The sequence below is a fragment of the Variovorax sp. RO1 genome (assembly GCF_002849325.1).
Classification (GTDB): Bacteria; Pseudomonadota; Gammaproteobacteria; order Burkholderiales; family Burkholderiaceae_C; genus Variovorax.
This window is the reverse complement of record NZ_PKMT01000004.1, coordinates 386,256-399,589: the sequence shown is the minus strand read 5'-3', so window position 1 is coordinate 399,589 and position 13,334 is coordinate 386,256. Positions and strand designations below refer to the sequence as shown.

The window sequence follows — 13,334 nt, the reverse complement described above, 5'->3', positions numbered from 1 at the left end:
AATTTTTTCAATCAGGGAATGGGTTTACAAGAGTCTCCGTTCTTACCCATCCTTCAATTATCTCGCCTGTCTCAGGGCTCAACCATCTGACTTTGGAGAACATGAACTCTTCCTTCGTGACAGCGACGACATCACCGGGGTTTAAATTTTTAATCGCTTGAGAAGAAATACTTTTCCAGTGAGGAAGAATCTTCTCTTTTTTTAAAGCAAGGCGTAAATACATGGCCCCGGTGTTGACCGTGACATCAAATCTTGTGACGTCTCTGTCGTTCGGGCCAAGTCGAAAATCCCAACCCGCCGCACCATCGCAACTCGCGTCTTGTTGCTGCACTTGAATAAACCAAGTGGAATCTTGATGATATATCGAAGCGAAAGTGTCGGATGATTTATTTCTTTTTGAAAAAGCTCCTTCAGTGAGAAAAACATCAGCAAAATATTTCCCACTTTCAATCGCCGGCCGACCCTTGGAGTAAAAGAAAAATCTGCATTCAATCGGCGATTTTCTAATCCCACTTACTTCCGGCAAAGTCGATCTGTAATACCCATAAACCCCAGCTTGGGACTTAAATATCAGGAGCGATGGATATTCAAACTGAAGCAACCTCCCGGCAAAGGAGAACGGCGTCAAAAAATAAATCGCAATCAGGATGATCGATTTACTTATTCTCATCATAGGCCTTCTTCATTTTTGCGGGGTAGCTTGGATTTTGGGATTTCCAGTTTGCTCCATTGTAGTAGCCAGTAAATCCCTCCCAATCTTTATCTATCAGTTTTTTTATTATCCCCACCTCTTTGTTTTTCATTTTTATGTATTTCATGAAAAGCTTGGCTTGCCCATCAATGGAAGCCATGCATTCATTTGCAAGGCTTTCCGGGCTGCTGTATCCCATCGAACTCCAATATTCACCCATCACCTGAAAAGCACCCCAAGAACATGATGCAACTGCTGCGGCGCGATCCAACTGGGCCGCCTTCACCATTCGTTCATACTGCCAAATTTTCAACGCGTCGTGGGCATAGCCTTCAGGCGGGTTATAACCGCCAACTATAGGATTGCAAATATCCGAAAATTTGGCGTATGGGTGCCCTCCTTTTGCAGGCTTGGTTAGTTTGAAAAATTTATGGCGCTCAAATAGAATTACTGGCAATCCATTGGAAAAATACGCTTCGCCAGTGGTTTCTGTTTGTGCTACTGCTTTGATTGCAGCCACCTCGCATCCAAGCTCCTTGGCCATGGCGGCATATTGAGCTTCAGTCACTTCAAGCGTAGTCGGGTAGTTCAATCTCGATCCAAGCACGTGCATTACGACTGTGCGCGGTTTTTTTGTGTCTACCGCATGATAGTGGTGCTCGATTTCTATTTTTGTTGTTATTTTTTTGGTTTTCGGGTCTTGGGTTTTGATTTTTTTTCGCACAGGGCTGTCCTTGATCACTTTTCCAGCTTCTGTCACCACCTGCTTAGATGCAATATAGGGGGCCAACTCCCCTGTCAGTCGCTGCACCGTCATGACTTCACCGCTCTTCACAACGGGGATATTCAGGTCTTTTGCCAACTGCTCTTCGGAAGTCAGTCTGGTAATGGCCTCGATATGATATTCGGGACTTTGAATGGTGTAATTGTTTACATCCAATTTCGGCGCAACCGTGCCTTTGAGGTCGAAATCTCCGCTTCGCTTCTTGACGTAGATCTTGATTGGCTCGCCGCGCTTCGCGTTGTGCCAGATAACTGCGGTCCCATCCTCCGCAGTGACAGCTATCTCGCTTTTCTCGCCCCCCTCAATCTTGACCGTCAGCCCTTTGATACCGTGCTTAACCGAATCAACAAAAACAAAAGTTGCTTCTACATCGACGTCGCCGGGTTTTCTCACAACAGGGTCGGTGATACTGGGCATGTTTTTTTCCGATCTTACGGTATTGGCCGGGGCGTTTGAAACTCTACCAGTCGTGGAGTTAAAGGAGTAAGTGGTCATTGCCTGCTATCTCGGTTGTCGTCATTTTGTTTAGCTTCACCGCCATTGACTTGGTTGTAGTCATAGCCGTTCTCATGCACATCCCAATCGCCTGCGCCAATCTCGCAACGCACCTTGACCGAAGTTTCGGTATGGACCAAAGCCGTTGTCTCGGACACATAGCCTTGCTGGACCAAGCTGCCGTCTGGTAAATAGATTCGGTATGACTTGCCTTGCAATACTTCGGCCATGGGGCCGTAGTCGACCAATGTGGTGATGTCGAATTTCTGCACATACCGGTGTTCTTTGTTTTGCTCTATTTCCACGATCGGAAGAAGGCTGTGGGGCACAGGCAAGCTCGCAGGGCCGATCAGCGAATGCTGTGCCGCATGTTCACACCACACCCCATTGGTGCCATGTACGATGCCCGAGGCGTTCCACCGCGTGTAGCTGCTCCCCCCGTTGACCAGGATCTCTTCCTTGGCGGTGATCGTGATCCGGTTGGCTTCCAGCTTGATATCGAGCTTGGCCATGAGGTTGATGCTGTTCTGCAGCGCCACAATGTCGATGCCCGCAGTGGCCGCCGTCAGTCGAATGGCCTTGTAGGCGAAGAGGCGCACGGCGTCCTTGACGCTGGCCAACAGGCTCTTGCCCGCGCTGATGCTGGTGTGCCCGCCACTACTGAGGGAGGTGTGCTCGATGCTCGCGATGTGCGTCGTCGTGCCGGCGGTGCTGTGAATGCCCGTCGGGCTGGCAAGCACCAAGTGAGGTTCACTCAGTTCCGGGAATTGCCCTTCCGATGCATTGCCGCCCTTGCCCTTGATGGCGTCGTTCTGCGCCTTCAGGACCTCGGTGACCACATCCTGATCGCCAGCCAGGTGCGCCTTCGCCTTCTGCGCGGTATCGCTCATCCCCTCGTGCAGATCGCGTGCGGCCGTCAGGCGCGCTACGGTCTCTCCCATGTCGGTGATGTGGGCCTGCGCGTTGGACCTGGCCTCGGTCGTGAGCAGCAAGCCCTTGGCGGCACGGATGGCGCCATGCCCATCGGTGCGCAGTTCGACGCCCTGGCCCCGGTCGTCCTTGCGCCCCGCCGTGTCTTCGATGCGCCCGATGTGCCCCAGGCTCAGGCTGCTGCACTGGTGATCGCTCTTGAGTTGCGCCTGGATCTTTCCGGCCTTGTCGTCCAGTTCGAGGTGGTTGCTTCGCCCACCCGGGCCTTTGCCGTCCGCGCTCAGTTCCCGGCTGCGAAAACCGGATAGGTTCTTCTGCTCGGGCAATTGCCTGGGCGGCATGTTCAACCGGTTGTAGACCCGGCCGGTGACGATGGGCCGGTCCGGGTCGCCGTTCTCGAAGTCGACGATCACTTCCTGGCCGATGCGTGGAATGTGCATGCCGCCGAAGTTGGTGCCCGCCCAAGGGGAGGACACGCGAATCCAGCAAGAAGAGTTTTCGTCCTTCGTGCAGTAGCGGTTCCAATGGAAGCTGGCCTTGATGCGGCCGTACTCGTCGGTCCATATTTCCTGACCGCTGGGGCCGGTGACGATGGCTGTTTGCGGGCCCGTGGTTCTGGGTTTGGGCTGGGTCTGCGGTGAGCGAAAGATCTTGTTGGCGGGTTGAACCTCGAAGTCGGTGCGGCAAACGTAGTCTTCCTGTCCGCTGGCATGCGCGCTTTCGTGCAGGCGCAAGGTACTGGCGATGACTAGGTACTCGAGGTTCGCTATGTCTTGAGGGTAGTTGGCCAGCGAGAAGGTGCAGCCCGTCACCACGGCCCGCAGGTTGCCGCTTCCTCTGCCACGGCTGCCAGGAGCACCGGCGGCTTCCATGCGCGTGCGCGCCAGATCGCCGCCTTCGTCCGGATCGCTGTAGTCTCCCGGCCACCTGTACATTTCCTGCGCGTTGTTGCCCGTGTGGCGCGGCATCTTGGAGACTTGCTGGAGCCGGGCGCGTGGCTTGGTGAAGTCGAAATCGTCGGTGACCCACTGGCCCGACTCCAGGTTTTCGACGCTGCAGAAGTTGTCGCAGTATTCCTCGTCGATCTTGTGGCCTGGCGGGTCGTAGCGAATGGCGTGATAGGCCTGGCTCTCGAACTTCATGTGCGCGCCGACGTCGTCCACCAGGATCAGTTTGTGGGCACCCTCTTTGTGTTCAAAGAAATAGTAGATGCCGAATTCCTGCATCAGCCGCGTGATGAACTCGAAGTCCGTTTCGCCGTACTGGACCTGGAACACCCTTTGGGGGTAGCGATGGGTGAGCCGCTTCTCCGTCGGAAAGCTGTAGTCGGCGAGCACCTCCTCGATGATCTCCAGCGGGGTCTTGTTCTGGAAGATCTTGTAGTCGCTGGTGCGGGTGGCCAGGGTCAGCCAGGGCTGCAGGGATATCTCGTAGATGCCCCGGCGGTTTTCGTGCTGCACGAACCGTGCGCTGGTCACCAGGCCGTTGATCTCGCGTGTGCCTGCGCCCGTGCGGGCAGCCACGCCAAAGCCCTTGCCGTCGAGTTCGAGGCGAATGCCGAACTCCTTGCCGATCAGTTGCTTGACCGGAATATTGGCGGTGACGTACTCGGTGAGCGCCGGGCTGTCGGGGGTCTGCAGCCGCACGGTGTATTCGAAGAGCTCCCCCAACGCTTCGCGACCGTCGAGGGATTTGAATTCCAGTGCGGGACTGCCCAGCAAGCTGGGCATGGCGGCGCTGCTGATGCAGACGGTTCGTGAGATGGTAAAGATGGAAGACACGCACTGGACCTTGACGAGTGATCGGTCAAAAAGTCTGGGGCGTGCGCACCCTGCACCAAAGCAAACAATGGTCACGCGGCTCCTGCCAGCGGACAAACTCAAAGAGAGTGCGGAGTAGTTTGCAAAATCCATCGCACGCCGACCACGTCAGAACGCCTCATTGGTGTGGTTGCAACAGGGCTTCGCTCTGGATTCTTTTCCTCCCAGGAGAGGAGATCGACGCGTTCCAGCCCCCTTCAACCCGTGTGTGCACATGGCGAGCGGCGCGCCCCGTGCTGGGCGTCCACCGCAATGGCAGTCATTGCGAACTTCGGCACTTCATCAGCCTAGGCCTCCTAGGCTAGACTGCCGCAATGCCTTGTCTCGCCACGTTCTCCCCGCTGCTGTCGCAGCCCGAGAGCCGTTGCGCGCGCCAGGGCAGCAAAGCCAAAAAACCAAAGCTCGTCTGACCGGAGCCGAGGTTCCGTCGTCGGATGAGCGACGGAACCCTGCCAAGGCTTTGGCCCCTCTTGGGTTGCGCGCGCATCGGACGGTGGTTCTTTCCATCGGTCGATTCCTGAAAGGAAGCCTGCGTGCCACAACAACAACCAACCGCCGACACCCCCTCCGATTTCTCGGGCCTCTGGGTCGCGCTCGTCACCCCGTTCCGCGACGGCGCGGTCGATCACACCGCCCTGGCGGCGCTCGTCCGGCGGCTTGCCGACGACGGCGTGACGGGCTTCGTGCCCTGCGGCTCGACCGGCGAGGCCGCCGCGCTCGACGAGGCCGAGCAGTTGGCCGTGCTCGACACCGTGCTGACCGCCGCGGGCGGCCTGCCGGTCGTCATGGGCGTGTCGGGCTACCACCTGGGCAAGGCCACGGCCTGGGCGCGCAAGCTCTCGGAACGCCCGCTGGCGGGCCTGCTGGTGTCCGCGCCGCACTACATCCGCCCGTCGCAGGCCGGTGTCGTCGAATGGTTCCACGCCATCGCCGATGCCAGCACGGTGCCGGTGCTGGTCTACGACATTCCCTACCGCACCGGCGTGACGATCGCGCGCGAGACGCTGCTGGCGCTGGCCGGGCACCCGCGCATCCGCGGCATCAAGGACTGCGGCGGCGACATGGCCAAGACGCGCGCGGTGATCGCCGATGGCCGGCTGCAGGTGCTCACGGGCGAAGACCACCAGATCTTCGCGACCATGGCCGAGGGCGGCGTGGGCGCCATCGCGGCCAGCGGCCATGTGCAGACGAGGCGTCTCGTGCGGCTGGTGCGCCTGCTGGCCGAGAACCGGCTGGCCGAAGCGCGCGCCGAATGGCAACCGCTGCAACCGCTGCTGGAGATGCTGTTTGCCGAACCGAACCCGGGCCCGCTGAAGGCGCTGCTGGCGCATGCGGGCGAATTGCGTGACGAGCTGCGCTCGCCGATGACGCGCGCGTCGGACGGCCTGCGCGAGCGCCTCGTGGCGCTGGACGCGCGGCTCAGCCGCCCGTGACGGGCGGGAAGAACGCGACTTCGCAGTCGTCGCTCAGCGCGGCGGCTTCGTCGCTCATGGCCTGGTCGAGCGCCATGCGCACGGCCTTGCCGCGTGCGAGCGCGCTGGCGTAGGCGCCGCCGCGGGCAATGAGTTCGTCGCGCAGGGCCGTGAGCGTGCCGGCCTGCGTGTCGACGGTTTCGCCGCTGTTGGACAGTGCCTCGCGCACGGAGGCGAAATAACGGATGCGGACTTTCATGGGAAGACTCAGCCGAGCAGCGATGCGAGGGGAATGAAGTTCACGGTGTCGCCGGTCTTGATCGTCCGGCCCGCCGGGTTGTCGACCAGGCCGTCGCCCCAGACCATCGACGTGAGCACGCCCGAACTCTGGTTGGCGAACAGGTCGAGCCCGCCCGCCGCGTTGCGCCGCACGCGCAGGAACTCGCGGCGCTTGTCGGCGCGCAGCCAGTCGAAATCGGCGCGCAGCGGCACGGCCTCGGGCGTCACGCGCGTGGCGCCCTGCAGCGTGAGCAGGAAGGGCCGCACCAGCATCAGGAAGGTCAGGAAGCTCGACACCGGGTTGCCGGGCAGACCCGTGACGTGGCAGGCGCCCTGCCCGTTGCTGCGGGCAATCGAGCCGTAGGCGAAAGGCTTGCCGGGCTTCATCGACAGCGCCCACTGCTGCAGTTCGCCGAGCGACTGCAGCGCGGCGCGGATGTGGTCCTCTTCGCCGACCGAGACGCCACCGGTCGTGATGATCAGGTCGCTCGTCTCGGCCGCATCGCGCAGCGCGGCGATGGTGGCGTCGCGGTTGTCGGGCACGATGCCCAGGTCGTTCACCTCGCAGCCCAGCCGATGCAGCAGCGCGCGCATGAAGAAGCGGTTCGAGTTGTAGATCGCGCCGGGCTTCATGGCGTCGGGCGCGACCTCACCGGGCATCACCAGCTCGTCGCCGGTGGAGAGCATGGCCACGCGCGGCTTGCGCGCAACCTGCAGCGTGTCGAAGCCGACGCTGGCGGCCAGGCCGAGCGCGGCGGGCGTGAGGCGTTCGCCGCGCTTGAGCACCACATCGCCCGAGGCCACGTCTTCGCCCGCGCGGCGCACCCACTGGCCGGCCACGGGCGCGATGGCGATGCGCACCGAGCCCAGGCCGCCCTCTTGCGGCGTGGCGGTCGTGTCTTCCTGCATGACGACTGCGTCGGCACCCTCTGGAATCTGCGCACCCGTGAAGATGCGCGCCGCCGTGCCGGCCGCGAGCGGCGTGCCGACGGTGCCTGCGGGGATGCGCTGCGTCACGGTCAACTCGGTGCCGGGCGTGGCGCAATCGGCCGCGCGCACGGCATAGCCGTCCATCGCGCTGTTGTCGCGCGGCGGCACGGTGAGGCCCGAGACGAGGTCCTGCGCCAGCACGCGCCCGTCGGCGTCGAAGGTGCCGACGCTTTCGGCCGGCAGCACCGACTGCACCTTCGCAAGCAGCGCCGCGATCGCTTCATCGAGCGGCATCAGCGGCGGGCGCAAGGACGAGGCGGCGAAGGGAACGGGAGAAGAGTCAGCCATGGTGTTCGGGGTTGTAGTCGAAGCGCTCGCCGCTGTCGATCAACCACGTCGCAATGGCCTCGGCGTCGTTGAGGTCGAGCACCGGGCGCACCGTGGGCTCGGGCAGGCCGGCCGGCGCATCGGTGGCGATGGCGGTGACGAAGGGGTCGTCGATGTACAGCGCAGAGCGCGGCGCCTCGCCGTCGTCGCTCGGGCGCCAGACCTCGATCTTGTGCACGTCGCTGTGCCGGAAGCCCTCGACCAGCACCCAGTCGACCGCCGGGTGCAACTCGGCGAGCAACTGGTGCACCGTGAGATCGGCGGGCACCTCGAACTCACGCATGAGCGCAAGCCGCTGGTCGGACGCCACGACCACCTCGAAGGCCCCGGCCTGCCGGTGGCGCCAGGTGTCCTTGCCGGCATGGTCGATGTCGAAGCGGTGGTGTGCGTGCTTGACCACCGACACGCGCAGGCCGCGCTGCTTCAGCACGGGAATCAGGCGCTCCACCAGCGTGGTCTTGCCTGCGCCGGAGTAACCGGCGAAGCCGACGACCTTCATGCCGTGGCCGCCTGCGTCAGTCGCAGTGCTCGGCGATGTAGGCCTTGACGGCCTCGGCATCGGCCGGCAGCTGGACCACGCGCTTGGGCAAGGCTTCGATGCCTTCGAACTTCTTCGGGCGCGCGGGTTCTTCGCCCAGCGCCTCGACCACCGTGGCCGCGAACTTGATCGGCAGTGCGGTTTCGAGCACCACCATCGGCACGCCGGGCGTGAGCTGCTCGCGCGCGGCCTTGAGGCCGTCGGCGGTGTGCGGGTCGATCAGCGTGGCGAAGCGCTTCTCGGTGTCGCGGATCATCGCGAGCCGGTCGGCATGCGTGCTGCGGCCGCTGCGGAAGCCGAAGCGCTCGGCCGCCTGCTGGAACACTGGGTCGGCGCTCAGGTCGAAGCTGCCGCGCAGGCCCAGGTCGTCCACGAACAGCTGGCGCAGGCGGGCCGCATCGCGACCGACCAGGTCGAACACGAAGCGCTCGAAGTTGCTGGCCTTGCTGATGTCCATCGACGGGCTTGAGGTTTCGTGCGTGTCGACTGCGGCGCGCACGCGGTACACGCCGGTGCGGAAGAATTCGTCGAGCACGTCGTTCTCGTTGGTGGCGACCACCAGCGTCTGGATCGGCAGGCCCATCATGCGCGCCACGTGGCCCGCGCAGACGTTGCCGAAGTTGCCCGAAGGCACCGTGAAGCTCACGGGCTTGTCGTTGCTTGCGGTGGCCTGGAAGTAGCCCGCGAAGTAGTAGACGACCTGCGCCAGCAGGCGCGCCCAGTTGATCGAGTTGACCGTGCCGATGCGGTACTTGCGCTTGAAGCCCAGGTCGTTCGACACCGCCTTGACGATGTCCTGGCAGTCGTCGAACACGCCGGTGATGGCGATGTTGTGGATGTTCTCGTCTTGCAGGCTGAACATCTGCGCCTGCTGGAACGGGCTCATGCGGCCGTCGGGCGAGGTCATGAAGACGCGCACGCCCTTCTTGCCGCGCATGGCGTACTCGGCCGCGCTGCCGGTGTCGCCGCTGGTGGCGCCCAGGATGTTGAGCTCGGCGCCGCGGCGGGCCAGTTCGTACTCGAACAGATTGCCCAGCAGCTGCATCGCCATGTCCTTGAAGGCCAGCGTGGGGCCGTTGGACAGGGCTTCGAGGTACACGCCGTCTTCGAGCTCGCGCAGCGGCACGATCTCGTCGGAGCCGAACACCTCGGCCGTGTAGGTCTTCGCGCAGATCGCCTTCAGGTCGGCTGCGGGAATGTCGTCGATGTACAGCGAGAGGATCTCGAAGGCCAGCTCGTTGTACGGCAGCGTGCGCCATTTGGCGAGCGTGTCGGTGTCGACCTGCGGGTACGTCTCGGGCAGGTAGAGGCCTCCATCGGGCGCGAGGCCTTCGAGGAGGATTTCGCAGAAGCGCTTGCGGTCGGGGTGGCCGCGGGTGCTCAGGTAGTTCACTTCAACTCTTCCTTGCGGATGCGCACGATGGGTTCGAGCACGGTCGGCAGCGCCTGCAGCTCGGCCATGACGTCGTCGACGGTGCCTTCGCGCGCGTCGTGCGTGAGGATGATGAGGTCGGTCTGCGTGGAGCCTTCGCCGCCCACTTCGTCGGCTTCGCGCTGCAGCACCGCGTCGATGCTGATGCCGGCGGTGGCGAGCAGGCCCGTCACCTTGGCGAGCACGCCGGCCTGGTCGGCCACGCGCAGGCGCAGGTAATAGCTGGTGACGACTTCCGACATCGGCAGCACCTTCAGGTCGCTCATGGCATCGGGGTGGAAGGCCAGGTGCGGCACGCGGTGCGCGGCGTCGGCGGTGTGCAGGCGGGTGATGTCGACGAGGTCGGCAATGACGGCGCTGGCGGTCGGCTCGCTGCCGGCGCCCTTGCCGTAGTACAGCGTGGTGCCGACGGCGTCGCCGTGCACGACCACGGCGTTCATCGCGCCCTCGACGTTGGCCAGCAGGCGCTTGGACGGCACCAGCGACGGGTGCACGCGCAGCTCGATGCCCTGGGCAGTGCGCTTGGTGATGCCCAGCAGCTTGATGCGGTAGCCGAGTTGTTCGGCGTACTTGATGTCCTGCGCGGCGAGCTTGGTGATGCCCTCGACGTGCGCCTTGTCGAATTGCACGGGGATGCCGAACGCGATGGCGCTCATCAGCGTGACCTTGTGCGCGGCGTCGACGCCTTCGATGTCGAAGGTCGGGTCGGCTTCGGCGTAGCCCAGGCGCTGGGCTTCCTTCAGCACGGTGGCGAAATCGAGGCCCTTATCGCGCATTTCGGACAGGATGAAGTTGGTCGTGCCATTGATGATGCCGGCCAGCCACTGGATGCTGTTGGCCGTGAGGCCTTCGCGCAGCGCCTTGATGATCGGGATGCCGCCGGCCACCGCGGCCTCGAAGGCCACCATCACGCCCTTGGCGTGCGCGGCCGCGAAGATCTCGGTGCCGTGCACGGCGAGCAGCGCCTTGTTGGCCGTGACCACGTGCTTGCCGGCCGCGATGGCCTCGAGCACGAGCTGCTTGGCAATGCCGTAGCCGCCGATGAGCTCGATGACGATGTCGATGTCGGGGTTGGCGATGACTTCGCGCGCATCGGCGACCACGGTCACGCCTTCACCGGCCACTTCGCGAGCACGGGCGGTGTCGAGGTCGGCCACCATGGTGATCTCGATGCCGCGGCCGGCGCGGCGCTTGATTTCTTCCTGGTTGCGCTGGAGCACCTTGAAGGTGCCGCTGCCGACCGTGCCTGCGCCGAGCAGGCCTACTTGGATGGATTTCATGGGAGGGGTCGCGTTCATGGTTTGGAGGAGGTGAGGGGCGGTGCTGCGGCGTCCACGAGGCGGCTGACGTAGCGCGGCAGGCTCCAGGCGCCGCCTGCGAAGCCGCGGCACATGCCGTCGCCGGACGCGCCGGTGCGCACGAAGGTCGTGCCGTTGAAGTGCCAGGTTTCGCTCGACCAGCAGTCGCCGATGCCGCGGCCCTTCATGGCCGAGGTGACGCTGGCGTCCTTGTCGTCGAAGTCGCCGTTCGCTTCGAGGGACACCGGCGCATAGGGCGGCTTGTCGTTGGCGATCCAGAGCAGGCTCGAATAGTTGTACGCGCCCATGCCGCAGCCCATGGACAGCAGCACCTTGCTGCCGCTCAGGCGGACGATTTCGAGCGACTTGGCGCTGAAGTCCGTGCTGTTGTTGCACTGTTCCTTCACTGCGGCGATATCGAGCGACGGAAAGATGCGCGCGGGCAGTGCCGCGTCGCCGGGCTTTGCCTTGGGCGGCTTGACCACGTTGACGACGGGGGCCGGCACGGGGGGCAGCACGGAAGCTTCGGGCTTGGTGCCCTTGCGCACCAGCGCGCCCGGGGTGCCGACGCGCCCCTGCGTTTCGTCCATTTTCAGCAGCACGGCGTTGAGGCCGGCGAGCGACAGCGTCCACTTCTTGCCGCCGTTGGCCGTGACGGTGGCGTCGTCGCTCTTGAGCAGCTCGGGCAGCACGGCGCGGATCTGGCCTTCGTCGAAGCTGGCGGTTCCCGCGTCGAGGCCGGACAGGGCCGCCTTGCCGACCTTGAAGCGCAGCGGCCCCTTGGCACCGCCGTCATCGCCGATCTGCAGCTGGATGTCGAGGGCCGTGTTCGGCCCGGCCGCGCGGGTGATCAGCATCGACACCTGCTGATGCTCTCCGCCATCCGCCTGGTAGCCGGCGGCGCGGCAGGTGCGCGTGTTGTCGCAGACCAGCTCCCAGTCGTTGTGCGAAAACGAGACCAGCTCTTTCTTCCCGGCCGCGCCGACAGACAGTGCGCCCAGCAACAGCGCGGCAGCGACGCAGGCGGATTTCATGGTCCCGTCTTGCGACGCAACCGGTACTGCTCCAGGAACTTGGCGATGCGGTTGATGGCCTCGCGCAAGTCGTCTTCATGGGGCAGGAACACGATGCGGAAGTGGTCCGGCGTGGCCCAGTTGAAGCCGGTGCCCTGCACCAGCATCACGCGGGTTTCTTTCAGCAGCTCAAGGAAGAACTGGCGGTCGTCCGCAATCGGATAGACCTCAGGGTCGAGCTTGGGAAACATGTAGAGCGCGGCGCTGGGCTTGACGCAGCTCACGCCCGGAATGGCGGTGATCAGTTCGTAGGCCAGGTCGCGCTGGCGACGCAGGCGGCCGCCCTCGCACACGAGGTCGTTGATGCTCTGATAGCCGCCAAGCGCCGTCTGGATGGCCCATTGGCCCGGCACGTTGGCGCACAGGCGCATGTTCGAGAGCATGTTCAGGCCCTCGATGTAGTCCTGTGCGCTGCGCTTGTCGCCCGACACCACGAGCCAGCCGGCGCGGTAGCCGCACGAACGGTAGCTCTTGGAGAGCGAATTGAAGGTCAGCGTGAGCACATCGGTCGACAGGCTGGCAATGGCGGTGTGCTTGACACCGTCGTACAGCACCTTGTCGTAGACCTCGTCGGCGAAGATGACGAGGCCGTGCTCGCGGGCGATCTCGACGAGGCTCTTGAGCAGGTCGTCGGAATAGAGCGCGCCGGTCGGATTGTTCGGGTTGATGACCACGATGCCCTTTGTGCGCGGCGTGATCTTGGCGCGGATGTCGGCCAGGTTCGGCATCCAGCCGTTGTCCTCGTCGCACAGGTAGTGCACCGGCGTGCCGCCCGACAGGCTCGTGGAGGCGGTCCACAGCGGGTAGTCGGGGGCCGGCAGCAGCAGCTCGTCGCCGTCGTTGAGCAGCGCGTTGGTCGACATGGCGATCAGCTCGCTGGCGCCGTTGCCCAGGTAGATGTCATCGAGCGTGACGCCCGCGATGCCCTGCTTCTGGGTCTCGTGCATCACGGCCTTGCGCGCCGCGAAAACACCCTTGCTGTCCGAGTAACCCGCCGAGGTCGGCAGGTTGCGGATCATGTCCTGCTGGATCTCCTCAGGCGCATCGAACCCGAACACGGCCAGATTGCCGATGTTGAGCTTGATGATCTTCTGGCCTTCTTCCTCCATCTGCTTGGCGGCGTCCATGATGGGACCGCGGATGTCATAGAGGACGTTGGCCAGCTTGGCCGATTTCTTGAGCTGCTTCAAAGGGGCCCTCCCGGGCGGGTTTACTCGAAGGTCAAAGGCCCTTGCGAGCCTCGTGTCACTAGGGAAAACCTATAA

The 13,334-nt window shown here is 63.2% G+C and carries 11 protein-coding genes; 1 reads left to right on the top strand and 10 read right to left on the bottom strand.

All coding sequences use genetic code 11. The annotated features are described in order from the left end of the window. Positions 1 to 7: 7 nt before the first annotated feature. Genes CY658_RS32530 through CY658_RS22245 form a run of 3 tightly spaced genes read right to left on the bottom strand, consistent with a single transcriptional unit; the run spans position 8 to position 4,630 of the window. Complete coding sequence (locus CY658_RS32530) at positions 8 to 670, bottom strand: hypothetical protein (protein ID WP_143713755.1); 663 nt, start codon at positions 668 to 670, stop codon at positions 8 to 10. Beyond that, on the bottom strand, positions 657 to 1,970 hold the full coding sequence (locus CY658_RS22250) for an N-acetylmuramidase family protein (RefSeq protein WP_257884960.1): 1,314 nt from the start codon (positions 1,968 to 1,970) through the stop codon (positions 657 to 659). The genes CY658_RS32530 and CY658_RS22250 overlap by 14 nt, the downstream gene beginning before the upstream one ends. After that, a complete protein-coding gene (locus tag CY658_RS22245; protein WP_180839017.1) occupies positions 1,967 to 4,630 on the bottom strand; it encodes a type VI secretion system Vgr family protein in 2,664 nt (887 codons plus the stop codon). Before CY658_RS22245 ends, CY658_RS22250 begins: the two co-directional genes overlap by 4 nt. 623 nt (positions 4,631 to 5,253) lie before the next feature. On the opposite strand from CY658_RS22245, the gene dapA reads away from it, so the two are divergent. Then, complete coding sequence (gene dapA / locus CY658_RS22240) at positions 5,254 to 6,153, top strand: 4-hydroxy-tetrahydrodipicolinate synthase (protein WP_101492249.1); 900 nt, start codon at positions 5,254 to 5,256, stop codon at positions 6,151 to 6,153. On the opposite strand, the gene CY658_RS22235 is transcribed toward dapA, so the two are convergent. From CY658_RS22235 to CY658_RS22205, 7 genes are read right to left on the bottom strand one after another with little or no spacing between them, the layout of a single operon-like run. Next, the gene (locus CY658_RS22235; protein WP_101492248.1) at positions 6,140 to 6,391 is read right to left on the bottom strand and encodes a MoaD/ThiS family protein; all 252 of its coding nucleotides are present in this window, start codon (positions 6,389 to 6,391) and stop codon (positions 6,140 to 6,142) included. The two genes, dapA and CY658_RS22235, sit on opposite strands and share 14 nt — an antisense overlap. 8 nt (positions 6,392 to 6,399) lie before the next feature. After that, positions 6,400 to 7,689, bottom strand: a complete 1,290-nt coding sequence (locus tag CY658_RS22230) for a molybdopterin molybdotransferase MoeA (protein ID WP_101492247.1) — start codon at positions 7,687 to 7,689, stop codon at positions 6,400 to 6,402. After that, positions 7,682 to 8,227 carry a molybdopterin-guanine dinucleotide biosynthesis protein B gene (gene mobB / locus CY658_RS22225; protein ID WP_101492246.1) on the bottom strand — a complete coding sequence of 182 codons (546 nt, stop codon included), beginning with the start codon at positions 8,225 to 8,227 and terminating at the stop codon, positions 7,682 to 7,684. The genes CY658_RS22230 and mobB overlap by 8 nt, the downstream gene beginning before the upstream one ends. Before the next feature lie 16 nt (positions 8,228 to 8,243). Then, complete coding sequence (gene thrC / locus CY658_RS22220) at positions 8,244 to 9,659, bottom strand: threonine synthase (protein WP_101492245.1); 1,416 nt, start codon at positions 9,657 to 9,659, stop codon at positions 8,244 to 8,246. Next, entirely contained in the window at positions 9,656 to 10,978 is a 1,323-nt protein-coding gene (locus CY658_RS22215; RefSeq protein WP_101492244.1) for a homoserine dehydrogenase, read from the bottom strand. The genes thrC and CY658_RS22215 overlap by 4 nt, the downstream gene beginning before the upstream one ends. Positions 10,979 to 10,992: 14 nt before the next feature. Then, positions 10,993 to 12,030: a DUF1176 domain-containing protein gene (locus CY658_RS22210; RefSeq protein WP_101492243.1), complete on the bottom strand. Its 1,038-nt coding sequence runs from the start codon at positions 12,028 to 12,030 to the stop codon at positions 10,993 to 10,995. Next, positions 12,027 to 13,259, bottom strand: a complete 1,233-nt coding sequence (locus CY658_RS22205) for a pyridoxal phosphate-dependent aminotransferase (RefSeq protein ID WP_101492242.1) — start codon at positions 13,257 to 13,259, stop codon at positions 12,027 to 12,029. The genes CY658_RS22210 and CY658_RS22205 overlap by 4 nt, the downstream gene beginning before the upstream one ends. Between the last annotated feature and the right edge of the window lie 75 nt (positions 13,260 to 13,334).